Origin of the sequence: Streptomyces sp. NPDC014676 (assembly GCF_043084105.1) — a bacterium.
Classification (GTDB): Bacteria; Actinomycetota; Actinomycetes; order Streptomycetales; family Streptomycetaceae; genus Streptomyces.
Genome location: NZ_JBIBZI010000011.1, coordinates 80,161 through 104,789, shown reverse-complemented (window position 1 = coordinate 104,789; position 24,629 = coordinate 80,161). Strand labels below are relative to the sequence as shown.

Annotated in this window: 24 protein-coding genes and 1 riboswitch; of the genes, 6 read left to right on the top strand and 18 right to left on the bottom strand. The window is 70.5% G+C overall.

The features are described 5' to 3' along the window. Positions 1-75: 75 nt before the first annotated feature. The 3 genes from ACF1DX_RS27550 to mnmA form a co-directional block, all read right to left on the bottom strand. The gene (locus ACF1DX_RS27550) at positions 76-912 is read right to left on the bottom strand and encodes an RloB family protein (protein ID WP_391793836.1); all 837 of its coding nucleotides are present in this window, start codon (positions 910-912) and stop codon (positions 76-78) included. Next, a complete protein-coding gene (locus ACF1DX_RS27545) occupies positions 909-2,189 on the bottom strand; it encodes an ATP/GTP-binding protein (RefSeq protein WP_391793835.1) in 1,281 nt (426 codons plus the stop codon). Before ACF1DX_RS27545 ends, ACF1DX_RS27550 begins: the two co-directional genes overlap by 4 nt. A 171-nt stretch (positions 2,190-2,360) precedes the next feature. Next, positions 2,361-3,497, bottom strand: coding sequence for a tRNA 2-thiouridine(34) synthase MnmA (gene mnmA, locus ACF1DX_RS27540; RefSeq protein ID WP_391793834.1), 1,137 nt, complete (start codon positions 3,495-3,497; stop codon positions 2,361-2,363). 60 nt (positions 3,498-3,557) lie between these two features. Between mnmA and ACF1DX_RS27535 the strand changes: the two genes are divergently transcribed. Further along, positions 3,558-4,277, top strand: coding sequence for an N-acetylmuramoyl-L-alanine amidase (locus ACF1DX_RS27535; protein WP_391793833.1), 720 nt, complete (start codon positions 3,558-3,560; stop codon positions 4,275-4,277). Positions 4,278-4,465: 188 nt separating this feature from the next. Here the strand turns inward: ACF1DX_RS27535 and ACF1DX_RS27530 are convergent, their stop codons facing one another. The 4 genes from ACF1DX_RS27530 to ACF1DX_RS27515 form a co-directional block, all read right to left on the bottom strand. Continuing rightward, positions 4,466-4,999, bottom strand: a complete 534-nt coding sequence (locus ACF1DX_RS27530; protein WP_391793832.1) for a Repetin — start codon at positions 4,997-4,999, stop codon at positions 4,466-4,468. Between the two features lie 324 nt (positions 5,000-5,323). Further along, positions 5,324-6,493 (bottom strand): cysteine desulfurase family protein, encoded by a 1,170-nt coding sequence (locus tag ACF1DX_RS27525; RefSeq protein WP_391793831.1) that lies wholly within the window; start codon positions 6,491-6,493, stop codon positions 5,324-5,326. A gap of 69 nt (positions 6,494-6,562) precedes the next feature. Beyond that, on the bottom strand, positions 6,563-6,829 hold the full coding sequence (locus ACF1DX_RS27520; RefSeq protein WP_391793830.1) for a DUF4190 domain-containing protein: 267 nt from the start codon (positions 6,827-6,829) through the stop codon (positions 6,563-6,565). 52 nt (positions 6,830-6,881) lie between these two features. Next, complete coding sequence (locus ACF1DX_RS27515) at positions 6,882-7,043, bottom strand: hypothetical protein (protein ID WP_391793829.1); 162 nt, start codon at positions 7,041-7,043, stop codon at positions 6,882-6,884. Positions 7,044-7,156: 113 nt separating this feature from the next. Between ACF1DX_RS27515 and ACF1DX_RS27510 the strand changes: the two genes are divergently transcribed. After that, a complete protein-coding gene (locus tag ACF1DX_RS27510; RefSeq protein ID WP_391793828.1) occupies positions 7,157-7,804 on the top strand; it encodes a TetR family transcriptional regulator in 648 nt (215 codons plus the stop codon). Between the two features lie 67 nt (positions 7,805-7,871). Here the strand turns inward: ACF1DX_RS27510 and ACF1DX_RS27505 are convergent, their stop codons facing one another. The 10 genes from ACF1DX_RS27505 to ACF1DX_RS27460 all read right to left on the bottom strand — a co-directional run bounded on the left by ACF1DX_RS27505 (position 7,872) and on the right by ACF1DX_RS27460 (position 18,924). Continuing rightward, positions 7,872-8,768 carry a thioesterase family protein gene (locus tag ACF1DX_RS27505; protein ID WP_391793827.1) on the bottom strand — a complete coding sequence of 299 codons (897 nt, stop codon included), beginning with the start codon at positions 8,766-8,768 and terminating at the stop codon, positions 7,872-7,874. A gap of 58 nt (positions 8,769-8,826) precedes the next feature. Next, positions 8,827-9,483: a trimeric intracellular cation channel family protein gene (locus ACF1DX_RS27500; RefSeq protein ID WP_391793826.1), complete on the bottom strand. Its 657-nt coding sequence runs from the start codon at positions 9,481-9,483 to the stop codon at positions 8,827-8,829. Between the two features lie 69 nt (positions 9,484-9,552). After that, positions 9,553-11,091: an ABC transporter ATP-binding protein gene (locus ACF1DX_RS27495; protein WP_391793825.1), complete on the bottom strand. Its 1,539-nt coding sequence runs from the start codon at positions 11,089-11,091 to the stop codon at positions 9,553-9,555. Further along, positions 11,088-12,185: an ABC transporter ATP-binding protein gene (locus ACF1DX_RS27490; protein ID WP_391793824.1), complete on the bottom strand. Its 1,098-nt coding sequence runs from the start codon at positions 12,183-12,185 to the stop codon at positions 11,088-11,090. The genes ACF1DX_RS27495 and ACF1DX_RS27490 overlap by 4 nt, the downstream gene beginning before the upstream one ends. Continuing rightward, positions 12,182-13,189, bottom strand: coding sequence for an ABC transporter permease (locus ACF1DX_RS27485; protein ID WP_391793823.1), 1,008 nt, complete (start codon positions 13,187-13,189; stop codon positions 12,182-12,184). Before ACF1DX_RS27485 ends, ACF1DX_RS27490 begins: the two co-directional genes overlap by 4 nt. A 69-nt stretch (positions 13,190-13,258) precedes the next feature. Then, positions 13,259-15,031, bottom strand: coding sequence for an ABC transporter substrate-binding protein (locus ACF1DX_RS27480; protein ID WP_391793822.1), 1,773 nt, complete (start codon positions 15,029-15,031; stop codon positions 13,259-13,261). A gap of 37 nt (positions 15,032-15,068) precedes the next feature. Further along, positions 15,069-16,067, bottom strand: coding sequence for an ABC transporter permease (locus ACF1DX_RS27475; protein ID WP_391793821.1), 999 nt, complete (start codon positions 16,065-16,067; stop codon positions 15,069-15,071). Positions 16,068-16,423: 356 nt separating this feature from the next. Next, complete coding sequence (locus ACF1DX_RS27470; protein ID WP_391793820.1) at positions 16,424-17,218, bottom strand: enhanced serine sensitivity protein SseB C-terminal domain-containing protein; 795 nt, start codon at positions 17,216-17,218, stop codon at positions 16,424-16,426. A gap of 199 nt (positions 17,219-17,417) precedes the next feature. Beyond that, positions 17,418-18,197 carry an enhanced serine sensitivity protein SseB gene (locus ACF1DX_RS27465; protein WP_391793819.1) on the bottom strand — a complete coding sequence of 260 codons (780 nt, stop codon included), beginning with the start codon at positions 18,195-18,197 and terminating at the stop codon, positions 17,418-17,420. 52 nt (positions 18,198-18,249) lie between these two features. Further along, entirely contained in the window at positions 18,250-18,924 is a 675-nt protein-coding gene (locus ACF1DX_RS27460; RefSeq protein WP_391793980.1) for an AAA family ATPase, read from the bottom strand. 218 nt (positions 18,925-19,142) lie between these two features. After that, positions 19,143-19,243: riboswitch (glycine riboswitch) on the top strand. Between the two features lie 202 nt (positions 19,244-19,445). Between ACF1DX_RS27460 and gcvT the strand changes: the two genes are divergently transcribed. The 4 genes from gcvT to ACF1DX_RS27440 all read left to right on the top strand — a co-directional run bounded on the left by gcvT (position 19,446) and on the right by ACF1DX_RS27440 (position 23,877). Continuing rightward, the gene (gene gcvT, locus ACF1DX_RS27455) at positions 19,446-20,564 is read left to right on the top strand and encodes a glycine cleavage system aminomethyltransferase GcvT (RefSeq protein WP_391793818.1); all 1,119 of its coding nucleotides are present in this window, start codon (positions 19,446-19,448) and stop codon (positions 20,562-20,564) included. 115 nt (positions 20,565-20,679) lie between these two features. Then, positions 20,680-21,057, top strand: a complete 378-nt coding sequence (gene gcvH / locus ACF1DX_RS27450; RefSeq protein ID WP_391793817.1) for a glycine cleavage system protein GcvH — start codon at positions 20,680-20,682, stop codon at positions 21,055-21,057. Positions 21,058-21,072: 15 nt separating this feature from the next. After that, entirely contained in the window at positions 21,073-22,332 is a 1,260-nt protein-coding gene (gene glyA / locus ACF1DX_RS27445) for a serine hydroxymethyltransferase (protein ID WP_391793816.1), read from the top strand. Positions 22,333-22,509: 177 nt separating this feature from the next. After that, entirely contained in the window at positions 22,510-23,877 is a 1,368-nt protein-coding gene (locus tag ACF1DX_RS27440; protein ID WP_391793815.1) for an L-serine ammonia-lyase, read from the top strand. Positions 23,878-24,012: 135 nt separating this feature from the next. Here ACF1DX_RS27440 and ACF1DX_RS27435 read toward each other — a convergent pair whose 3' ends face one another. Then, positions 24,013-24,627, bottom strand: coding sequence for a type VII secretion system-associated protein (locus ACF1DX_RS27435; RefSeq protein WP_391793814.1), 615 nt, complete (start codon positions 24,625-24,627; stop codon positions 24,013-24,015). Between the last annotated feature and the right edge of the window lie 2 nt (positions 24,628-24,629).

The window sequence follows — 24,629 nt, the reverse complement described above, 5'->3', positions numbered from 1 at the left end:
GGAGAACCCCGGCAGCCTAATCCGGTCGGTCGGCCCGCAGGAAATCGCCCGTCGGACCGCGGACGGTTCCCGGCCTCACCGGGCCGACGTCTCGTCCTCGACGATCCCCAGGTGGACCAGGAGCCGCCAGACGTCGGTGGACGGGTCGCGCTTGAGCGGGTCGCAGTTCTCCGCGTGGCCGCTGCGTCGGTTCCACTCCTCGTAGCTCTCGGTGCGCGGCCTGGGAATCGGAGCGTGCACGAGGTTCCGGGCCGAGCACGAACCGTGCGAGCACAGGCTCACGAGCTTGCGGGCATTGCGTACGGCGTCCTTCTCCCGCCCCAGGAGCGACTGGCCGCGCTGGTCGTCGAGGCCCTTTCCACGGTCACCGGAGGCCTTGTCGTACTCCGCGAAGCCCTTGGCGTCCCGGTGCTCGCGCAGTCGGCGCAGGACGGTGTCGTTCACGCCTCCCTCCTGGCTGGTGAACTGCTGGAAGTGCAGCAGCAGCCACAGCTCGAAGGAGGGATGGGAGAGCGCCACCTGGACGCCCTGCTCGGCGGCCTCGCGCATCGCGTCCGGGATGTCCTGGTCCCGGTTGTCCTGCGCGTCACGGTCGAAGAGCGCCCACTTCTCGTCCGCCGGGTCGGACGCGGACTCGATCACCTTCTTGACGACCTCGGTGGGGCGCAGCCCGTTCCTGGCCCCGTGGAACTTGAGCAAGAACTTCTCCCGCTCGCCGTAGGTCTTGTTCAGCAGCGCGATGTAGTCCCGTTCGGTCTTCTCGCCCTCGGCGGCGATGTAGACCACCCGGCGGGACTCGTCCTCGTAGGACTGGGGCGGCCGGCGCAGCGGCCTGGCGTCGTCGGCGTCACGGCGGCGCCGACGGCTTCGCGGCTGGTTCCGGTTCTGGCGGTCCTGTTGTCCCCTGGTCACGCTGTTGCCCGCAGCCCCTCTTCGATGAGTGCGATCTGCCGTGCGATCTCCCCGCTGGTCAGTCGGGGGACGCCGCCGTAGTGGCCGTGCAGGTAGCGGCGTTCCAGGTTGTCGTCACGGCGGGCCTTGCGGGCTGCCGTAATCGGGTAGAGCTGGGACTCGCCGGTGGCGTTCTTGAGGGCGATCCATACTTGGTCGCGGTCGAGTGGCCGCTCCACCACGGACGGGCCCAGCAGGGTCGCGTCATGCGTGGTGAAGATCAGCTGGGCGGTCCGCGGGTTGGCCTCCTCGTCGTGGAAGAGGCGGATGACCTCCGCGGCGAGGATCGGATGAAGGCTGGAGTCGAGTTCGTCGGCGAGGAGTACCCCGCCCTGCTCCAGGACCTGGAAGAGAGGGCCCAGGAAGGCGAACCAGGCGTGAGTACCGAGGGACTCCTGGGCCCAGAAGTCCAGGGGGCGGGGAGTGCCGTCGGCGCTGCGGTGCAGCAGCTGCACCTCGCCGCTCTCGGGGTCCAGGGTCAGTCCGGTGATCCCCAGATCCGCTGCGGCCAGCATCGCGCCGATGCGTTTGCGCAGCTCGGCACCCTTCTTGCGGTCGGTGAGCCGCGTTCGGGTCCATTCCGTCCGCTGGGGAACGTCCGCGCCGGACGTCACCAGCCAGAGGTTGTCGACGAACCAGCGATGCACTGCCGAGAGCGCCGGGTGATTGAGCGTGGCTCCGGCTGTCAGGAACAGGGCGTCGGGGCGAGTGGAGGCGACGATCACGTCCTTGTGCCCTTTCAGCCCGTTGCCGGGGAAGCGGAACTCGCCGCCTTCGTCCTCCGGGCGGTCCGCCTCACGGTCGAACCACACCTGGCGCCGCCCGGACGGGTAGGCGTGCAGCCACTCGGCCTCCACCCGGTCGTCGGAGAGCTCGAAGCCGTAGGTGTAGCGGACGGGCTGCTTGCCGAGGAGGAGGTCGACCTCGAAGAGGCTGGTCTCGTCCTGCGTTTCCGGGGCGAGCTCGAACGGTTCCCGTGGCACTCCGGGCCTCTTGCCCCAGTCCGCGAAGGACTCCAGTACCGCCCTCCGCATGAACCGCAGGGCGTTCAGGACGTTGCTCTTGCCGGAAGCGTTGGCTCCGAAGATGCCGACCGCCGGCAGCACGGACACCGGCTTGCCCTCGGAGCGCGCGCCGGTCTGCCGGGCCGTGCTCTCGTTGAGCTCCGTGGCCACGAGGGAGAGCTCGGTCTCCTCCCGGATGGACCTGTGGTTGGCCACCCGAAAACTGAGCAGCACGGCCGACCTCCAGACGAGGCGGGTACCTGGTTCGCCGCCTTAGGCTCCTACGTGCGGGTAATCCGCACGGCCGAGCCTAAAGCGACTCACCGGAATGTGCCAGAGCTCGTCATCGAACGTTGACCGCATTCTTCCCGCGCCGGGGAAGGGACTGCTGTTCGCAGCCGTGCGTCAGACCGCCGAGGTCGCTTCCCTGGCCCGCACGGTGGACTCGATCGTCGCCGAGCCGACCACGCGGGTGCCGTCGTACAGGACGATCGCCTGGCCGGGGGCCACGCCGCGGACGGGCTCGGTGAAGGACACCTCCAGGGAGCCGTCGACGAGTTCCGCCGTCACCTCGGTCTCGCCGCCGTGGGCGCGCAGCTGGGCGGTGTAGGTGCCGGGGCCGGTGGGGGCGGCGCCGCACCAGCGGGGCTTGATCGCGGTGAGGGCGGTGACGTCGAGGGCCGCCGCGGGGCCGACGGTGACCGTGTTGGTCACCGGGGAGATGTCGAGGACGTAGCGGGGCTTGCCGTCGGGAGCGGGGGTGCCGATCCGCAGGCCCTTGCGCTGGCCGATGGTGAAGCCGTACGCGCCCTCGTGGCTGCCGATCTTGGTGCCGGACTCGTCGACGATGTCGCCCTCGGCCTTGCCGAGGCGGTTCGCGAGGAAGCCCTGGGTGTCGCCGTCGGCGATGAAGCAGATGTCGTGCGAGTCGGGCTTCTTGGCGACGGCCAGCCCCCTGCGCTCGGCCTCCGCACGGATCTCCTCCTTGGTGGTGACCGTGTCACCGAGGGGGAACATCGCGTGGGCGAGCTGGCGGTCGTCGAGCACGCCGAGGACGTAGCTCTGGTCCTTGGCCATGTCGGAGGCGCGGTGCAGTTCGCGGGTGCCGTCCTCGCGCAGGATCACCTGGGCGTAGTGGCCGGTGCAGACCGCGTCGAAGCCGAGCGCCAGCGCCTTGTCCAGCAGGGCGGCGAACTTGATCTTCTCGTTGCAGCGCAGGCACGGGTTGGGGGTGCGGCCGGCCTCGTACTCGGCGACGAAGTCCTCGACGACGTCCTCGCGGAAGCGGTCGGCGAGGTCCCACACGTAGAACGGGATGCCGATGACGTCGGCGGCGCGGCGGGCGTCGCGCGAGTCCTCGATGGTGCAGCAGCCCCGCGCGCCGGTACGGAACGACTGCGGGTTCGCGGAGAGCGCGAGGTGGACGCCGGTCACGTCGTGGCCCGCTTCGGCCGCGCGGGCGGCGGCGACGGCGGAGTCGACGCCGCCGGACATGGCGGCCAGGACGCGGAGGGGGCGGGAGCGCTGCGAGGTCTCAGTCATAACCCCTCCAGGGTACGGGGGCGCGGGAACCACGGCCGCCGAGTATCCGTTCTGGATCACATGGGGGCACAGAGGGCATCCGAGGACGGGGACCGGCGCATCGGGCGGCGGGCCCTGATCGTGGGCGGGGTGGCGGCAGCGGCGGGCACGGCGGCGCTGGCGCGGGACGAGCTGGCGCGGCTGTGGTGGCGTGTGCCGGGCGTCGAGAAGCCGCGCGAGCAGGGCGTGGTGGACTACGCGGGCGCCCGCTGGGTGGCGGCCTCGGACGCCAACTGGCGCCGCGCGGACCGGCCGGACGACTTCGGCGTCGACATGGTGATCGTCCATGTCACCCAGGGCAGTTTCGACAGCGCGGTGCGGGCGTTCCAGGATCCGGACCACAAGGCCGCCTCGCACTACATCGTGGGCCAGGACGGCCGCGTCACCCAGATGATCCGCGAGCTGGACGTGGCGTACCACGCGGGCAACCGCGACTACAACGAGCGCAGTGTCGGCATCGAGCACGCGGGCTTCGTGGACCGCCCCGAGGACTTCACGGACGAGATGTACGAGGCGTCGGCCCGCCTGACGGCACGGATATGCGCGCGCTACGACATACCGGTCGACCGCGACCACATCATCGGCCACGTCGAGGTCCCGGGCACGGACCACACGGACCCGGGGCCGCACTGGGACTGGGACCGCTACATGAAGCTGGTCCGCCGGGCCCGTACGGCGCGGGCGGACACCGGCCCCTCCGGCTCCCCGTCGGCCGCGGCGGGCCGGACGAGTGATTCCTGACGGTGTCGGTGGTCGTATGCGATCGGGATCGTATGACCGGCTGTCCGGCTCTTGTGGCCGTGCCGGATCCCGTCGTCGCTCTGCACGCGAAGCGCGGTGAGCAGGGCATCCCGGTCATTCGTCACAGATCCCTCCGGGACGCCCTGTCCGGGTTCCCGGACGCACTGTCGGCGTCCGGGACGACTCGTCTAGAACTTCGGCTGCCAGGGGACGACCTTGTAGTCGCCCGTACCCTGCTCGACCTTCTCGAAGGGTGCCGAGCTCACGCACTTGGGCATGTCGCCGGTCTCCACGGGGGTGCCGGTCGCGGCCCAGCTGTAGCCGAGCCGGTCGTGGCGGCCGAGGTCATGGACGGTGATGCCGACCTGCTTCCCCTTGGCGCCGGGCAGGTCCGAGTCGGTGATGACGCCGGAGACGACGGCCACCTTGCCACCGGTGACAAGGCAATTGACCTTCGCCTTCGCCCAGGCGCCGTGGCCATCGGTGTAGTGGCTCCACTCGAAGGTCCCCGTCGCCTCGAGCGGGTTGTCGGTGTCCTTCGCCGCCAGATGCGCGTCGAAGGAGAACGTGATCTCGCCCCCGGCCAACCGGTCCAGCTTCGCGGTACCGGTGAGGGCGGCGGCTTCCCGTCGGTCGTCACCGGACGCGACGGCGGATCCCGCCGCCGCGGCGGTGAGCAGGAGCGTGACACCAAGCACGGCAGTCTTCGTACGGTGGTTCATGCCGGTCCTTTCGGTGGGATGATCGGACGGCTCCTACTCTCCCGGCTCCGCGCTCCTGCCACGTCACGCCCGAGGCGGCATCGGGCGTCCGTCTCAAGGTGGGAGGATGCCCGCGGCCTGCGTCTCCAGAGGTACCCGCGCGTACGACCGAGGTCGCGCACCGGATCGCAACGGCTGCCGTTGTCCGGCTGAGCCGGCCGGACCGTGGCGTCTGAAGCGGGCCCTCGCCCTGGCCGCGGCGATCAGGCACGGCCGGACGGCCGGACGGCCGGTCATGCGATCCCTGGTCTCATACGACCACTGACACCGTCAGGAATCACTGGTCTAGGTCAGTCCCGCCGCGCGGGCCCGTTCCACCACCGGGCCGATGGCCTTGGCCACGGCCGTCACATCGGCCTCCGTGGAGGTGTGGCCCAAGGAGAAACGCAGGGTCCCGCGGGCGAGGTCGGGATCCACCCCGGTGGCCAGGAGGACGTGGCTGGGCTGGGCGACGCCGGCGGTGCAGGCGGAGCCGGTGGAGCACTCGATGCCCTGGGCGTCCAGGAGGAGCAGCAGGGAGTCGCCCTCGCAGCCGGGGAAGGTGAAGTGCGCATTGGCCGGAAGACGCCCCCCGGGCGCGGGGTCGCCGCCGAGGATGGCGTCCGGGACGGCCTCGCGGACCGCGGTGACCAGGTCGTCGCGTAGCCTGCCGATCTCGCGGGCGAACCACTCCTGCCGCTCGGCGGCGAGCCGCCCGGCGGTCGCGAAGGAGGCGACGGCGGGGACGTCGAGGGTGCCGGAGCGGACGTGGCGTTCCTGGCCGCCGCCGTGGAGGACGGGCACGGGGGTGTGCTCGCGGCCCAGGAGCAGCGCGCCGATGCCGTACGGGCCGCCGATCTTGTGGCCGGACACGGTCATCGCGGCGAGCCCCGACGCGGCGAAGTCCACCGGGACCTGGCCGAAGGCCTGGACCGCGTCGGAGTGCAGCGGCACGCCGAACTCGGCGGCGGTCTCGGCGAGTTCGCGGACCGGCAGGATCGTCCCGATCTCGTTGTTGGCCCACATGACGGTGGCGAGGGCGACGTCGTCGGGGTTGCGGGCGATGGCCTCGCGCAGGGCGTCCGGGTGGACCCGGCCGTGGGAGTCGACCGGCAGGTACTCGACGGTGGCGCCCTCGTGCTCGCCGAGCCAGTGGACGGCGTCGAGGACGGCGTGGTGCTCGACGGGGCCGGCGAGGACCCGGGTGCGGGCCGGGTCCGCGGCGCGGCGGGACCAGTAGAGCCCCTTCACGGCGAGGTTGTCGGCCTCGGTCCCGCCGGAGGTGAACACGATCTCGCTGGGCCGGGCGCCGAGGGCCTCGGCGAGGGTTTCGCGGGCCTCCTCGACGGTGCGCCGGGCGCGGCGGCCGGCCGCGTGGAGGGAGGAGGCGTTGCCGGTGACGCCCAGGTGCGCGGTGAGCACCTCGACCGCCTCGGGAAGCATCGGGGTGGTCGCGGCGTGGTCGAGGTAAGCCATGGTGGGGCCGATTCTACGGGGCCCCGTGCGGCGGCCGCGGATCACGGTTGGCCGGGATGTGCCGCCCGCTCAGAAGCTCCACGAGATCGTGTTGTCCGCCTGGACGAACACGGCGAGGACGAGGAGGTCGGCCACGCCGAGTCCGAGCCCCAGGAAGGCCCGGCCGCGCCGGGCCGTGCCCCGCCACAGCGCCACGGCCGCCAGCACGATGGCGGTCGGGCCGAGGACGACGTTGAGGACGAGCAGGCCCAGCAGGCCCAGGACGAAGGACGCGACGGCCATGCCGTCGGTGTCACGGAAACCGGTGCGTCGGGTGGCCGGTGCGGTCAGATGCATGGTGATCGGCTCCCACGGTCGGAGGGACGGGGTTCGGACGGTCCGGTGCGGGTCAGTGCGCCGGGTCGCGGCGTCCGCGGCGCTCGCGCAGGGCGAAGACGCCGAGCCATACGACGATGACGGCACCGGTGACGAGAGAGAAGGAGAGCGGGGCGTGGACGACGGCGCCCAGGACGACGCCCAGCAGGAGAAGCGCTGCGACGAGGAACAGCATGGGTGGATCCCCCAGGTTCGGTGAACGGTTGTAGTTACAGTTGTTCACTGAGTTCCCAGGCTAGCGCGGGCCATGACTTTCCCAGGGCGGAGAACAGTTGTTAACTGCATGGCATGAGTCACACCCTCGGCGTCCGGCAGGCCCAGAAGTGGAAGACCCGGCGGGCGCTGCTCGACGCGGCGCTGGAGCTGCTGGAGGAGCAGAGCCTGAGCAGCCTGGGGCTGCGTGAGGTCACCCGTGCGGTGGGGGTGGCGCCGACCGCCTTCTACCGGCACTTCCGGTCCATCGGGGATCTGGGGGTGGCGCTGGTCGAGGAGGCGCTGGGCAGTCTGCACCCGATGATCCGGACGATCGTGTCCACGACCGGGGACGGTGAGGAACGCGTCGCGCGGGCCGTCGAGCTGATCGCGGGGCACGTCGACGCGCATCCGGCGCATGTGCGGTTCATCGCCCGGGAGCGGCACGGCGGGGTGCGGGCGGTGCGGGAGGCGATACGGGATCAGCTCGCGCTGTTCGCCGTGGAGGTGGCGGAGGCGTTGGCGGAGGATCCGGTGTCCGCGGGGTGGGGGGAGGAGGATCTGGCGATGCTGGCTCAGCTGTACGTGGATCAGATGCTGGGGACCGCGTCGCTGTTCCTGGAGGCACCGGGGGGTGGGGCGGGGGCGCGGGAGCGGGTGACTCGGATGGCGGTGCGCCGGCTGCGGTTGATCGGGATCGGGCGTGCGCACTGGCTGGACGGTGGGGTGGGTGGGGGCGGGTGAGGGGTTTTTCGCCCCCGCCGCCCCTACCCGTCCCATCCCGGGGGCGCTGCCCTCGGACCCCCGCTCCTCAAACTCCCCCGGAGGGGCTGATTTTCGCCGGACGGACTTGAAGGCGGGCCCGGGCCAGTTGGCGGGACTGGGCCACCAGGCGGTCCTCGCTGTCCCAGACCTCGGCGTCCTCCTCCAGGAAGCCGCCGGCGAGGTTGCGGGTGGTGACCGAGACGCGCAGCGGGCCCGGGGCCGGGCGGCAGCGGACGTGGACGGTCAGCTCCACCGTGGGGACCCAGCCGGACAGGCCCAGCTCGAAGGCGGTCGGCGGCAGGGCGTCCACCGCGAGGAGCAGCGCGAACGGGTCGGGGTCCCGGCCGTCGGCGAGACCGAACCAGGCCCGCATCTCCCCCTTGCCCGAGGGCTGTCCGAGCGCCCATCCCAGGGTCGAGGGGTCGAGCCTGAGCATCAGGCGCTCGGTGATGGCGGAGCTGCCGTCGACCGGGGCGGGGCCGTCCTCCGTTCCGAAGCACTGCTCCATCGGCGGTATCGCGGGCGGCTCGGCCGTCGTACGGACGTCGTCGGGCAGGGAGTCCAGATCGCCGTAGGAGGCGAGGACGCGGATGCGCTCCACCTCGTCGCCCTGCTCGTCGAACTGGAACAGGGACGCCTGACCGGTCGACAGGGTCCGTCCGGTGCGCACGGTCTCGGTGCGGACGACCGCCGGGCCCGGCTGGGAGGCGGTCAGATAGTGCGCGGAGAGGGTGAACGGGTCGGCGTGCGGCAGGGTGTCCGCGAGCGCGCGGCCCAGGACCGCCAGCAGATAGCCGCCGTTGACGGCGTTGATGATCGTCCAGCCGGCGGAGAGGTCGATGTCGTAGACGCCGGGCGCACGCGGGGTGAGTGCGGTGTCGCGGTCGAACTCACTGGCGCCGATGGTGGCCCTGACGGGCTGGGCGGAGGCTGCTTCTGGCATGGCTGAACAGTACAAGAAGATAATACTAAGCGGTAGCTTTGCCGGTGTGTCCCGGGGACTACTCCTCCTGGACCGTCGAGCGGCGGTGCCACGCGCGGGGAGCCCGCCAGTGGTAGCGCATCGCGAGCAGCCGCAGTACGAAGGCCGTGACCACGGCGACGCCGCTGGTCCCCGCGTTCAGCACGTCGTAGCGGATGCACAGCGCGGTCAGGGCGGCGCCGACGACGGCCGGGACGGCGTACAGGTCGCGGTCCCAGCGCAGCAGCGACGGCACCTCGTTGGCGAGCACGTCGCGCAGCACGCCGCCGCCGACCGCGGTGGCCAGGCCCAGGCAGGCGGAGGCGGTCAGGCCGAGGCCGTAGTCGTACGCCTTGGTCGTGCCGACGACGCAGAACAGGCCGAGGCCGGCCGCGTCGAAGACGTTGACGCCGGTCTGGATGCGTTCCACGTGCGGGTGGAGGAAGAAGACCAGGACCGTGGCGAGCAGCGGGGTGACGAAGTACCCCAGGTCCGTGAAGGCGGCGGGCGGTACGGCGCCGATGACCAGGTCGCGGAAGAGTCCGCCGCCGAGCGCGGTGACCTCGGAGAGTACGGCGATGCCGAAGACGTCGAAGTTCTTGCGGACGGCCAGCAGGGCGCCGGAGATCGCGAAGACGAAGATGCCGATCAGGTCGAGCGTGTGCAGGACGGACGGACTGAACAGTTGCTGGAGCACCCTGCCATTCTCACCCGTGGACGAGCCCCCGCCTTACAAACGAAGGCAGGGGCTCGCGGCAGGGTTGGGTTACTTCTCCTTGGTCAGAGGCCCGGCGTCGGTGTCGGCCCCGGGGGCGTCCGTCTCCGCGGGGCCGGACGCGGCGGCCTCGGCCTTCACGGCCTTGGTCTTGGCTTCCGCCGACTCCGCCTCAGTCTCGGCTTTCGCCGACTCCGCCTCGGACCCGGCTTCCGCCGACTCCGCCTCAGTCTCGGCTTTCGCCGACTCCGCCTCGGACCCGGCTTCCGCCAGCTTCGCCTCAGTCTCGGCTTCCGCCGACTCCGCCTCAGTCTCGGCTTCCGCCGACTCCGCCTCGGACTCCGCTTCCGCCGACCCCGCCTCGGAGCCGGCTTCCGCCTCAGTCTCGGGGGCCTTCGGCTTCGCGCCCTCCGCGTCCGCCGCCACCCCCGCCGAGGTCTCCTCGGGCTCCGAGGTCTCCGCGGACTTCTCCGGTGCCTCCTGCGGGACCGTCGCCGCCGCCTCCTTGGCGGCGGTCAGCAGGACGACGTCCTGCGGGGCCTGGTCCGCGAAGTTCTCCGGGTGGTGGCAGGCCACCCGCTGGCCCGGCCGCAGCTCCTTCAGCGGCGGTTCCGTGGTCGTGCAGATCTGCGTCGCCTTCCAGCACCGGGTGTGGAAGCGGCAGCCGCTCGGCGGGGAGATCGGCGAGGGCACGTCACCCCGGAGCAGGATGCGCTCGCTCTTGGCGCCTCGGCGCTTCGGGTCCGGCACCGGCACGGCCGACATCAGAGCCTTGGTGTACGGGTGCATCGGCGTCTCGTACAGCGAGGTGCGGTCGGCGAGCTCGACGATCTTGCCCAGGTACATCACCGCGATCCGGTCCGAGACGTGCCGGACGACGGACAGGTCGTGCGCGATGATCACGTACGTCAGGCCGAGCTCCTCCTGGAGGTCGTCCATGAGGTTGACGACCTGCGCCTGGATCGACACGTCCAGCGCGGAGACGGGCTCGTCCGCGACGACCAGCTTCGGCTTCAGGGCGAGCGCGCGGGCGATGCCGATGCGCTGGCGCTGGCCGCCGGAGAATTCGTGCGGGTAGCGGTTGTAGTGCTCGGGGCTCAGGCCCACCAGCTCCAGGAGCCGCTGGACCTCCTTCTTCACCCCGCCCTCCGGCTCCACGCCCTGGAGCCGGAACGGCGCCGAGACGATGCCGCCGATGGTGTGCCGCGGGTTCAGCGAGCCGTACGGGTCCTGGAAGATCATCTGGATGTCCCGCCGCAGCGGACGCATCCCGGCCGTGTTCAGCCGCGTGATGTCCTTGCCCTCGAAGCGGATCGAGCCGCCGGTCGGGTCCTGGAGCCGGGTGATGACCCGGCCCATGGTCGACTTGCCGCAGCCCGACTCGCCGACCACACCGAGGGTCTCGCCCTTGCGCACCTCGAAGTCGATGCCGTCGACGGCCTTGACCGCACCGACCTGGCGCCGCAGGACGCCCTTGCGGATCGGGAAGTGCTTCTGCAGGCCCTCGACCTTGAGCAGCACCTCGCGCTCCTCGGGAGCGGCGGCCTGGGCCGGGACCGTCGTCGCGTCCGTCTTCTTGGTCTCACTCACAGCTTCGGCGCAATCTCTTCGGTCCAGATCCGCGTGCGGTCCTCCGGCGAGAGGTGGCAGGCGGAGAAGTGCCCGCTGCCGACCGGCTGGAGCTCCGGGCGCACGGTACGGGTGACATCCCCCTTGGGGAGGTCGGCGTACGGGCAGCGGGGGTGGAAGGCGCAGCCCGAGGGGACGTTGATCAGGCTCGGCGGCGAGCCCTTGACCGGGATGAGCCGCTCGGAGGTCTCGCGGTCGACGCGCGGCATCGAGCCGAGCAGCCCCCAGGTGTACGGGTGCTGCGGCCGCTCGAAGACGTCGTCGACCGAGCCGCGCTCCACGCACCGGCCGCCGTACATCACCAGGACGTCGTCGGCGATCTCGGCGACCACGCCGAGGTCGTGGGTGATGAGGACGACCGCGGAGCCGAACTCCTTCTGCAGGTCCCGGACGAGGTCGAGGATCTGCGCCTGGACGGTCACGTCCAGGGCGGTCGTCGGCTCGTCCGCGATGAGCAGTTCGGGGTTGTTGACCAGCGCCATGGCGATCATCGCGCGCTGGCGCATACCGCCGGAGAACTCGTGCGGGTGGTTGTCGACCCGCTTGTCGGGCTCGGGGATGCCGACCCGGTCGAGCATCTCGATCGCCCGCTTGCGCGCGGTCTTCTTGCTGACGTCGTGGTGGACCCGGTACGCCTCCACGATCTGGTTGCCGATCGTGTAGTACGGGTGCATCGCGGACAGCGGGTCCTGGAAGATCATCGCCATCTCGCGGCCGCGCAGCCGGCGCACCTCGTCCGGGTCGGCGGAGACGAGCTCCTTGCCGCCCAGCCAGATCTCGCCGGACATCCGCACGTTCTTGCCGCGGGCGCCGAGCCGGTGCAGGCCCATGATCGCGAGCGAGGTGACGGACTTGCCCGAGCCGGACTCGCCGACGATGCAGAGGGTCTTGCCCTTCTCCACCTCGAAGCTGAGCCCGTCGACGGACTTGACCAGGCCGTCGTCGGTGGGGAAGTGCACCTTGAGGTCGCGGACCGCGAGGAACGCGTCGGGCGCGTTCGAGGGCGAGCTCGTGGGCCCGCCCACGGCGGCCCCGGTCTTGGAGAGTTCGGTCACGAGAGCCTCACGCGAGGGTCGGCGGCGGCGTACAGCAGGTCCACCAGGAGATTTGCGATCACGACGAAGAAGGCTGCGAGCAGGGTCACGCCGAGGATCGGGGGAAGGTCGTTGTCGGTGATGCCCTGCACCGCGTACTGACCGATGCCGGGCAGTGAGAACACCTTCTCGGTGATCACGGCGCCGCCGAGCAGCAGGCCGAGGTCCATGCCGAAGACGGTGATGATCGGGGTCAGCGCGGCCCGCAGCCCGTGCCGGGTCACGACCTTGCGCTCGCGCAGCCCCTTGGCCCGGGCCGTGCGGATGAAGTCCTCGTTCATCGTCTCCAGCATGCCCGAGCGGGTGAGCCGCGCGTAGATGGCGGAGTACAGCAGGGCCAGCGAACACCAGGCCGGGAAGAGCGTGTTGGCCCACTGGGCCGGGTTCTCGGTGAGCGGTACGTAGGTGCGGCCGAAGATCGGCCACTGGAAGGTGAACAGCAGCAGCGCCAGGTTGCCGGTGAAGAACATGGGCAGCGAGACACCGGCGAGCGCGACGCCCATGAAGGTGCGGTCGAAGATGCTGCGGGGCTTGAGCGCGGAGATCACGCCGATCAGGACACCGGAGAGCAGCCACAGCACGGCGGCACCGCCGGCCAGCGAGAGGGTCACCGGGAGGCGCGAGGTGAGCTGCGGCCACACCTCGACGTGGTTCTTGAAGGAGTAGCCGAAGCAGGGCGCGTTGCAGTGCGCCGTCGTGGGGCCCAGGTTGTAGGTGGCGCCGCTGACGATCCCCTTGATGAAATGCCAGTACTGGACGTACAGGGGCTGGTCCAGACCGAGGTTCTGCTTGACCGCGAGGATGTCCGCCTTCGTCGGGCTCTTTCCGATGTACTGCTGCGCGAGCTGGTCGGCGGTCTGGCCGGCGAGCCGCGGCAGCAAAAAGAAGATCGCGAAGGTGACCGCGGTGACGACCAGCAGCAGGATCACTGCCGCGAACGTCCGACGGAGGATGTACGAGATCACGGGGACCGGCGCTGGTGCCCGCGGGCCGCGAAGCCCGCGGGCACCAATGCCTTCACCTGCCTTCCGGGGCTACTTCTTGGTCGTGCCGATGTTGAGGTAGTCGTACTGACCGCTGAAGGCCGCCGAGGACACCAGGTTGGTGAAGTTGGCCGGGCGGTACAGCAGGACCTTGAAGTAGGTCAGCGGGACGAGGGCGGCCTGGTCCATCGCACGCTTGTCGATCTGGGCGTACAGCGAGTTGCGCTCGGCGGCGTCCTCGGTGGCGATGGCCTTGCCGAGCGTCTCGTTGATCTGCTTGTCGTCGAGGTACGAGAGGTTGGTGTTGCCGGAGGTGCCGATCGCGTCACCGTTCAGGATCTGCTGGAGGAAGCCGTAGCCGGACGGCCAGTCGGCACCCCACTGCATCATGTGCAGACCGATGTTCTGCTTCTTGTTGAACGACGGCACACCCACCTGGTCGGTGAAGTACTTGCCCGACGGGTACTGCTTCAGGCTGGCGTTGATGCCGACCTTCTTCAGCGCGGCGATGATCGCGGTGGCCGCGTCGATCTCCTGCGGGCGGTCACTGCGCGCCGAGATGTTGGTGTTGATGCTCGTCTTGCCGCAGGCCTTCAGCTGCTCCTTGGCCTTGGCCACGTCGCCCTTGTTGCCGGGGGTGGCGTAGACGTCCGTCTTCTCGTAGCCGGGGATGTCCGGCGGCAGGACCGTGGTGGCGATGTCACCGCGGATCGGGCCGCCCAGGGCGGTCTGCACGGAGACCTTGTCGACGGCGTACTGAACGGCCTTGCGGCACTCGACCTTGTCGAACGGGGCGACCTGGTTGTTGATCGCCATGTAGACGAGGCGGCCACCGTAGGTGTTGTCGGTGTTGGCCTTCAGGGAGACGTCGTTGACGACCTTCGCCTGCGTGGCGGCCTGGACGCCCGTGCCGCCGAGGTCGATCGCGGTGCCGGCCTGGACGTCCTGGTCGATCGTCTCGGCGTTGACCTTGAGCTTGACGACGATCTTGTCCGGGTACTGCTTGCGCAGCGGGTCCGTCTTCGGGTCCCAGTTCTCGTTGCGGACGAGGACGACCTGCTTGCCCTCCTCGTAGCTCTCGAACTTGTACGAGCCGGAGGACACGATGTTCTTGACGTAGTCGACGCCCTTGTCCTTGGCCTGGGGCACCGGAGCCGTCTGCGGCGTCGCGACCAGGTAGTCGAACTCCTGGAAGGCGCGGTTGAGGTGGAAGACGACCGTGGTGTCGTCCGGCGTCTCGATGGACTTCAGGCCCTTGGGGTTCTTGTCCTTGTAGGGGCCCTTGTACTTGTCGCCGCCCTCGAGGAACTGCTGGAAGTAGTTCGGGCCGAGGGAGAGCACGTCACGCGCGAAGTTGGAGCGCTCGACGGCGTACTTGACGTCCTTCGAGGTGATCGGAGTGCCGTCCTGGTACTTCAGGCCCGAACGCAGCTTGTACGTCCAGGTCTTGCCGCCGTCACTCGGCACGCCCTTGCTGGCCGCGAGGTCCGGGACCAGTGTGTTGCCCTCCTCGCCCGCGCCGGGCTGGAAGGTCATCAGCGGGCGGGCGTAGAGCCGGCTGAGGTTGTACATGTACGCGTAGTACGTGTTGCCGGGGTCGAAGGAGTCCGGGACGTCCGAGTACTCGTACGTGACCGTCCCACCCTTCTGGGTGGAGGCGTTGACGACACCCTTGGTCGCTGCGTTGGCCTCAGCCGACTTCTTTCCGTTGCTGTCCGAGTTGTCATCGGCCTTGCTGCAAGCCGAAAGCAGCAAGCTCGCACTGCCGATGGCCGCGACCGCGGCCAGCGCTGACCTTCGCATGATGGTCTGCTTCCCCTCCATTGATGGCAAAACTTTGGACTCTCGTGACAGCCGCTGGTCAGCGGCTGCGCGGGTCGAGAGCGTCACGGAGACCGTCGCCGAGCAGGTTGAACGCCAGGACGGTCACGAAGATGGCGAGACCCGGCACGATCATGAACTGGGGATCGACCTGGTAGAAGGCGACCGCCTGGTTGAGCATGCCGCCCCACGAAGCCTGGGGCGGCTGGATGCCGACACCGAGGAAGCTCAGGGACGCCTCGAAAAGGATGTTGGTCGGGATGAGCAGCGTCGAGTAGACGATGATCGGACCCACGAGGTTCGGCAGCAGCTCCCGGAAGAGGATGTACGGCCCCTTGGCCCCCATCCCCCGGGAGGCGTCGACGAACTCCCGCTCACGCAGGGCCAGCGTCTGGCCCCGGACGATGCGGCCCAGATAGGGCCAGTTGAAGAAACCGATGACGAAGATCAGCACGCCGATGTGCAGCGGCAGACCCTCCAGGCCGAAGGCGCCGCCCTGCAGGGTCGCCGAGATGGCGATCGCGAACAGCAGGAGGGGGAACGCCAGGAAGGTGTCCATCAGACGGCTGATGATCGTGTCGACGCGTCCGCCGTAGTAACCGGCCACCACGCCGAGGATCGCGCCGATCGTGTTGGACAGGAGCGTGGCGCCGAAGGCGACGACCAGCGAGACCCAGGAGCCCTCCAGGATGCGGGTGGCGATGTCCCGGCCGAACTTCGGCTCCACACCGAGCGGGTGGTCCCAGCTCATACCGCCGAAGTCGCCCTTGGGCAGCGAGGTGTTGGGGTCGATCAGATCCTGGTTGAGGACGTTGGGATCCAGGCCGAAGATCGCCTGGATCGGGCGGGAGAGGATCGCCAGGAGAATCAGCAGGACCACGATGACCCCGCCGGCCACGGCGACCTTGTCCTTCTTGAAACGGGACCAGGCGATCTGCCCCAGGGAACGACCCTCGATCTGCCCCTTGTCGGCACCGACGAGGACAGCCTCCGGCTGTACCTCGGCTTGTGCCCCGGTGGTCTCGATCGGTGCGGTCACAGTGACCTGACCCCTCTCGCCGGTGGTGACCGGCCTACACCCGCCGTTGATCACGGCTTTGTCAACTTGCTTTCGATCACAGGATCGAACGATCCGGCATCTGTGTCGGGAGTCTTCAGCGTCTTCACGATCACCCGCCAGGCCTGACCGGGAAAGTATGCACAACCGTGATGCACTGCATGGGATTCCGTTATCCGAACAGTGGGTAACACCCTTCGGACGACCGACAGTTGGGACACAATGGCGCAATCGATGATCTTCGTGACGATTCGCCGTCGTCTACGCGCGAAGAAATGTGCCCACCGCGTGAAGATCACGGATGCCGCCGACACGGCCGGCGGAAGCCCGTCACCCCGTCAGCGGACCCCGCGGGCCGGAGGGTAGCCGTACCCGGCGGCGGGCGCCTGGGCGGGGGCCGCGTGGGCCTCGCGGTCGTAGAACGGCCGGGAGTTGACGCGCAGCCACATCGCGACCGGGTCGTGCTCGTCGGACATCGCGACGGTCGACACGGGCAGTCCGTCCGGGACCGCGCCGAGGGACTGCCGCATCATCGCGCGTACGGCGTCCACGGCGGGCGGGGAGGTGTCGTACACGTCCAGGCCGATGGCGAGGTACGGGGCGCCCAGCGCGGGCTGCACCCAGGCGCGGCGCAGGGCACGGACGGCCGGGGTGCGGTGGGCGTTCTGCGCGAGGAGGGCGTAGAACTGCGGGATCGCGATGGCCGGTTCGGACAGCCGCAGCGGTCCGGCGGGCTGGCGGTCCAGGCCGTCGGCGATCCGGCGCAGGTCCAGCCAGGGGATGCCGACGCCGCCGCCGGGGGCGTGCGGATTGAGCCAGAGGCCGTAGCGGTCGGGGTAGAGCGCGCGGGCCACTTCGAGGCCGTCGACCACCTCGTACGACCGGTTCCAGCCGCTGGCGGACAGCTCCTGGGCGGAGGTGACGCAGGGCGCGTAGCCGAAGCCGTCGACCTCCATGTTTCCGTACTGGGCGTCCGGGGAGCCGGCCTGGCCGTGCCAGAGCAGCATCCAGACCTGGCCGGAGGCGGGGGTCGCGAGGGCGCGCAGCAGTGCCTCGTACGCGTCGTAACGCCCGGGCGTCACCTGGCGCAGCATGTGCTCGACCTGTCCGGTCGCCGCGGTGCCAGCGCTCACTTGTATCGCCCCTCCGTACCTCGCCAGCGGATGGACCTAGCTTAAGCCGATGCCGTGCGGCGGGCTGCCTGGCTGCATGGCGGTGAGCTCGCGGGAGAGTTCGGGGCTGTGGCGCCGTGGGCGGGTGCGGGTTCGTCGCGGCTTGTCGCGCCCGCGCGGCGGAGCCGCACGTCGGTACGGCCCCGCGCCCCTGGGGGTGTTACCGCCGGCGCTGGTAGAAGGGGCGGACCTTGGTGCGGAGCCAGTCGCCGACCGGGTCCTGGGCGATGTCCAGGACGATGAGGTTGACCGGCCAGGGGGCGGGGGTGCGGCCGAGGGCCCGGCCCAGGGCGTTCAGGGGGAGGGTGCGCGCGTCGCCCTCCCACCGGGAGAGTTCCACGCCGACGAAGAGGACCGGGTCGGCCGTCTCGATCGCGGCGAGGCAGCGGCGGGCGGTGGTCACCAGGCCGAGGGCGTCGAACTCCGCCGAGGCGGCGGCGAGGAAGTCCAGCGGGTCGTCCTGCCAGTCGGGTTCGAACAGCCGGACCCGGCCGCCGGCCGCCGCGCCGTCCAGTGGGGTGCGTCCGGCCCGACAGAGTTCGGCCACCGCCGGCGGCGGCAGCGGGATGCCGACCACGCCGCCGGGGTTCACCGCGATCCCGGCCTGCGGCGGCAGGCCGCGGGCGAACTCCACGGCGGGCGCGATCGTGTACGGCATGTGGGAGCCGACGACCTGACGGAACTGCTCCTCGGAACTGAAGACGGGGACGTGGGCCTGGCCGTCGATCTCCAGGGTGGGCAGGTCCAGCGGGCCGCTGTCCGGGCCGCCGCCGTTCGGCAGCGGGACCCAGACGAAGCTGCGGCCCAGCACCTCGACGATCCTGCCGCCCGCCGAGGGGACGCCGAGGGAGGCGGAGAGCACCTCCTCCAGTTCGTTGCCGGGCCATCCTCCGTGCGGATGGGGGTGCGTCTGTGCCGGGAAGTCCGCCGGGAAGTCCATCTGCCTACCGCCTGCTGCCTGGAACCACTGCTGTGGCTGGAAAGGCTACCGGTCAGCCCGTGAAGCCGACCCGGCGCAGCGCGTCCGCCGCGTCCCGGTCGATCAGGACCGCCGAACCCGTGCCCGCCGTCAGCACGCCCCGCTCCACCGAGCGCAGCAGCCGCTCGCTCGCCGCGCGGTGCCGCAGGAACGCGTACCGGGAGACACCGCGCCCGCGTTCGCGCTGGCCGGCCAGGGCCTGCTGCGGGGTGACGTCGAGCAGCAGCAGATGCAGGCTCGCGCCCCGGCGGCGGGCCTCGCGGGCCAGCCAGCGGCGCACCCAGGCCTGCGTACCGCAGTCGTGCACGACGACCGGTCCTCCGGTCCGCAGCACGCGGCGCAGTCCGGCGTAGTGGGCGAGGCGGACCAGCGGGCGGTAGACCGCGTACGGCAGGAAGCGCGGCATGCGGCTGTCCCAGCGGTCCCGGGTGTCCTGGGAGTCGACACGGGTGCCGCGCACCGTGCGCCGCATCAGTGTGGACTTGCCGCTGCCGGGCAGCCCGGTGACCACGACGACGTCCCGGGGCCCGAAGATCAGGGCGCGCGGGCTGCGGCCGGCCCGCGCGCGCAGATCGCGGACGACGGGCGCCGCCAGCGCGCCGCGGGCCCGACGGGCCTGGGCGGCCGGCTGCTGGGGCAGCGTGACGCCCGTGGTGGTGGCGCACGCCGTGGTCCTGTTCACCGTGATCGTCCTCCCCTGGGGCCGGGTACGAGTACCGATCCCCGCCGAGTGTAAAGAGAAGGTAATGCCGGATGTCTGTCGTTTCCGTCCGTTTCTCGAAACAGGCGTGTCACAGCATCCTGATGACGGCGCCCGCACACCCGGTGCACCCCCTGGGAAGGGTCCCCCTGCCGCGCCCCCGCGATGCGTGCAATGATGTGCGCGCCAACTGCATACCGGCCGTTTGAATCCGCGCGGGAGAGTCCCCGGCACCGTTTGCCGCCGGGGCGCCGAAGGAGCAAGTCCCTCCCTTGAATCTCTCAGGCCCCGTTACCGCGCGGGCGAGGCACATCTGAAAAGCGGGCCGCCGAAGGGCATCCAGCAGTGCTCCGGTGGCTCCACCCAAGGTGCAAGCCAGGACCGTCCCCGCGGGGACGTCATGGCGAACCTCTCAGGTTCCGATGACAGATGGGGAGGAACGTCCTCGCCCTCCCCCACGCTCGAACGAACTCGCGCGGGGGGACCCCATCGCCTTGGGAGACCGACCGATGAGCAGTACCGAACCCCGCCGGACCGCGCTCGACGCCCTGCACCGTTCGCTCGGCGCGACGATGACCGACTTCGCCGGCTGGGACATGCCCCTGCGCTACGGCTCCGAGCGCGACGAGCACAACGCCGTCCGCACCAGGGCCGGCCTCTTCGACCTCTCGCACATGGGCGAGATCACCGTCACCGGACCGGGGGCCGCCGGGCTGCTGGACTTCGCGCTGGTCGGCAACATCGGCGGCGTGAAGCCGGGCCGCGCCCGCTACACCATGATCTGCCGCGAGGACGGCGGCATCCTGGACGACCTGATCGTCTACCGGCTGGACGACACCGAGTACATGGTGGTCGCCAACGCCTCCAACGCGCAGACCGTGCTCGACGCGCTCGTCGAGCGCTCGGCCGGCTTCGACGCCGAGGTCCGCGACGACCGCGACGCCTACGCGCTGCTGGCCGTGCAGGGCCCCGAGTCCCCCGGCATCCTCGCCTCGCTCACCGACGCCGACCTGGACGGCCTGAAGTACTACGCCGGTCTGCCCGGCACGGTCGCCGGTGTGCCCGCGCTCATCGCCCGTACCGGCTACACCGGCGAGGACGGCTTCGAGCTGTTCGTGAAGCCCGAGCACGCGGTCGAGCTGTGGCAGGCGCTCACCAAGGCCGGCGAGGGCGCCGGACTGGTCCCCTGCGGGCTGTCCTGCCGGGACACGCTCCGTCTGGAGGCCGGCATGCCGCTGTACGGCAATGAGCTGAGCACCTCCCTCACACCCTTCGACGCCGGTCTGGGCCGGGTGGTGAAGTTCGAGAAGGAGGGCGACTTCGTGGGCCGTGCGGCGCTCGCCGAGGCCGCCGAGCGCGCCGCCTCCGAGCCGCCCCGCGTCCTGGTCGGCCTGGTCGCCGAGGGCCGCCGGGTCCCGCGCGCCGGGTACGCGGTCGTGGCCGGCGGCGAGGTGATCGGCGAGGTCACCTCCGGCGCCCCCTCCCCCACGCTGGGCAGGCCGATCGCGATGGCGTACGTCGACGCCGCCCACGCGGCGCCCGGCGCCGAGGGTGTCGGCGTGGACATCCGCGGCAGCCACGAGCCGTACGAGGTCGTGGCGCTGCCGTTCTACAAGCGGCGGAAGTGACACCGTCGTAGACGGCTTTCCGCGCGTGAGGTGAGCACGTCGTGCCTGCTCACCGGCGCCGCACCGCAGTTCCCTCCCTCATCAGCAGTCCCCCGCGTACAGGAGAATTCAGGACATGAGCAACCCCACGCAGCTGCGTTACAGCAAGGAGCACGAGTGGCTGTCGGCCGCCGAGGACGGCGTGTCGACGGTCGGTATCACGGAGCACGCGGCCAACGCGCTCGGCGACGTGGTCTTCGTCCAGCTCCCCGAGGTCGGTGACACCGTGACCGCGGGCGAGACCTGCGGCGAGCTGGAGTCGACCAAGTCGGTCAGCGACCTGTACTCCCCGGTCACCGGTGAGATCACCGAGGTCAACGAGGACGTGGTGAACGACCCGTCGCTGGTGAACTCCGCCCCCTTCGAGGGTGGCTGGCTGTTCAAGGTGCGCGTCACCGACGAGCCGGCCGACCTGCTGACCGCCGCCGAGTACGACGCCGAAATCGCCGGCTGAGGAGTCTGTAGCCGCATGTCCGTTCTGAACACGCCCCTGCACGAGCTCGACCCGGCGGTGGCCGCCGCCGTCGACGCCGAGCTGCACCGCCAGCAGTCCACCCTCGAGATGATCGCCTCGGAGAACTTCGCCCCGGTCGCGGTCATGGAGGCCCAGGGCTCGGTCCTCACCAACAAGTACGCCGAGGGCTACCCCGGCCGCCGCTACTACGGCGGCTGCGAGCACGTCGACGTGATCGAGCAGATCGCCATCGACCGGGTCAAGGAGCTCTTCGGCGCCGAGCACGCCAACGTGCAGCCGCACTCGGGCGCGCAGGCCAACGCCGCCGCGATGTTCGCGCTGCTCAAGCCCGGCGACACGATCATGGGCCTGAACCTCGCGCACGGCGGGCACCTGACCCACGGCATGAAGATCAACTTCTCCGGCAAGCTCTACGACGTGGTCGCCTACCACGTCGGCGACGACGGCCAGGTCGACATGGCCGAGGTCGAGCGCCTCGCCAAGGAGAAGAAGCCGAAGCTGATCGTCGCCGGCTGGTCGGCGTACCCGCGTCAGCTCGACTTCGCCGCGTTCCGCCGGATCGCGGACGAGGTCGGCGCGTACCTCATGGTCGACATGGCGCACTTCGCCGGCCTGGTCGCCGCGGGCCTGCACCCGAACCCGGTCCCGCACGCCCACGTCGTGACGACCACCACCCACAAGACCCTCGGCGGCCCGCGCGGCGGTGTGATCCTCTCCACGGCCGAGCTGGCCAAGAAGATCAACTCCGCGGTCTTCCCCGGTCAGCAGGGCGGCCCGCTGGAGCACGTGATCGCCGCCAAGGCGGTCGCCTTCAAGGTGTGCGCCACCGAGGACTTCAAGGAGCGCCAGCGCCGTACCCTGGAGGGCGCCCGCATCCTGGCCGAGCGCCTGGTCAAGGACGACGTCAGGGCCGTGGGCGTGGACGTGCTGTCCGGCGGCACGGACGTGCACCTGGTCCTGGTCGACCTGCGGAACTCCGAGCTGGACGGTCAGCAGGCCGAGGACCGCCTCCACGAGGTCGGCATCACGGTCAACCGCAACGCGATCCCGAACGACCCGCGCCCGCCGATGGTCACCTCGGGCCTGCGCATCGGCACGCCCGCCCTGGCCACCCGCGGCTTCACCGCCGAGGACTTCGCCGAGGTCGCGGACGTGATCGCCGAGGCGCTGAAGCCGTCCTTCGACGTGGAGGGGCTCCGGGCCCGGGTGACGGCACTCGCCGCGAAGCACCCGCTGTACCCCGGTCTGCAGTAATTTCGTACGCTTTCATACGTACGGACATCAGGGGCATCGCGCACACTGGGTCGGTGGGCGCGGTGCCCCGCACCATGCACCGCCGCATGAACGATCCCTCTCTTCCGATCCGCAGATTCCCCGAACCACCCTTCCCCGGTGGACAGCGTCGTCCGCCGAACCCTTAGGAGTCCTCCCGTGGCCATCTCGGTCTTCGATCTCTTCTCGATCGGCATCGGCCCGTCCAGTTCGCACACGGTCGGCCCGATGCGGGCCGCCCGGATGTTCGCCCGGCGGCTGCGCAACGAGGACCTGCTGGACTCGGTCGCCTCGGTCCGGGCGGAGCTGTACGGCTCCCTGGGCGCCACGGGCCACGGCCACGGCACGCCCAAGGCGGTGCTGCTGGGCCTGGAGGGCGACTCGCCGCGCACGGTGGACGTGGAGTCGGCCGACGAGCGGGTGGAGAAGATCAAGGACGGTGGCCGGATCCGGCTGCTCGGCGAGCACGAGATCGCGTTCTCCTTCGACGACGACATGGTGCTGCACCGCCGCAAGGCGCTCCCGTACCACGCCAACGGCATGACCCTGTGGGCGTACGACGCCTCCGGTACGGAGCTGCTGACCAAGACGTACTACTCGGTCGGCGGCGGTTTCGTCGTGGACGAGGACGCGGTCGGCGCGGACCGCATCGTGCTGGACGACACGGTCCTGAAGTACCCCTTCCGCACGGGCGACGAGCTGCTGCGCCTGACGAAGGAGACGGGCCTGTCCATCTCCGCCCTGATGCTGGAGAACGAGCGCGCCTGGCGGAGCGAGGAGGAGATCCGCGCGGGCCTGCTGGAGATCTGGCGGGTGATGCGGGCGTGCGTCGACCGCGGCATGTCCCGCGAGGGCATCCTGCCGGGCGGCCTGAAGGTGCGCCGCCGGGCCGCGAACACCGCGCGCAAGCTGCGCTCCGAGGGCGACCCGCAGGCCCTCGCCATGGAGTGGATCACCCTGTACGCCATGGCCGTGAACGAGGAGAACGCGGCCGGCGGCCGGGTCGTCACGGCGCCGACGAACGGCGCGGCGGGGATCATCCCGGCCGTCCTGCACTACTACATGAACTTCGTCCCCGGCGCCGACGAGGAGGGCGTGGTCCGGTTCCTGCTCGCCGCCGGCGCGATCGGCATGCTCTTCAAGGAGAACGCCTCGATCTCCGGCGCCGAGGTCGGCTGCCAGGGTGAGGTCGGCTCCGCCTGCTCGATGGCGGCGGGCGCGCTGGCGGAGGTGCTGGGCGGCTCCCCCGAGCAGGTGGAGAACGCCGCGGAGATCGGCATGGAGCACAATCTGGGCCTGACCTGCGACCCCGTCGGCGGCCTGGTGCAGATCCCGTGCATCGAGCGCAACGGCATGGCCGCGGTGAAGGCGGTCACGGCGGCCCGGATGGCGATGCGCGGCGACGGCTCGCACAAGGTGTCCCTGGACAAGGTCATCAAGACGATGAAGGACACCGGCGCGGACATGTCGGTCAAGTACAAGGAGACGGCGCGGGGCGGGCTCGCGGTGAACATCATCGAGTGCTGAGGGAACAGGCCCCGGCCCCTGTTCGTCGAGGCCCCGGCGCCGGGACCGAGCGGTGTCGGTGAGGTTCATGCCCTCGGCGGGCTCCACCTGCGCGCGGGCACGGCGTGATGTACGTCGCACCGGACAGGGGGACCGTCACCCGATGGCGTCAGGGGGGCCGGGTGTGTCGTCCGGTCGTGTTCCGTCCGTGATCGTCTCCGCGAGCTGATCGGGTTCCAGCACCGTGCCCGCCGGACCGGTCGGGTTGACGTAGAGCGCGTGGCCGGGTGGGAGGCGGTCCAGGAGGGCCGGGACGGTGACGCGTTCGAAGGCGAAGCCCCCTGCCGCGTGGAGGTGGGGTGAGGCGGTGAAGACCGGGACGACGAGTCTGCCGTCCTCGACGGAGGCGGTCACCGGTGTGCCGTCCGGCAGGGTCAGCACCGCCACCTCGGCGGTGGCCAGGGCGCGCAGGGCGTCCTCGGGCGGTCCGTAACCGGTGACGGCGAGCTGGAGGGCCTTGTCGACGTCGTCGGTGGGCTCGGGCCAGCCGAGCGCTTCCGGGGAGGGGCGGTACGCCTCGTTGTCCTCCCACTCCTCGATCTCGCCGGTCGCCCCCGTGCGCCAGCGGCCGACCACGACCCGGTCGGGCGGCACGCCCTCGCCGTCCCAGCCGGGGTCGATCATGCTGATCCAGTGGTCCGGCGCGAGCCGTGCGGCCTCCACGATGTCGTCGGGGGGCGTGGGCATCGCCGTCCCGCTCCGCTCACTCATCT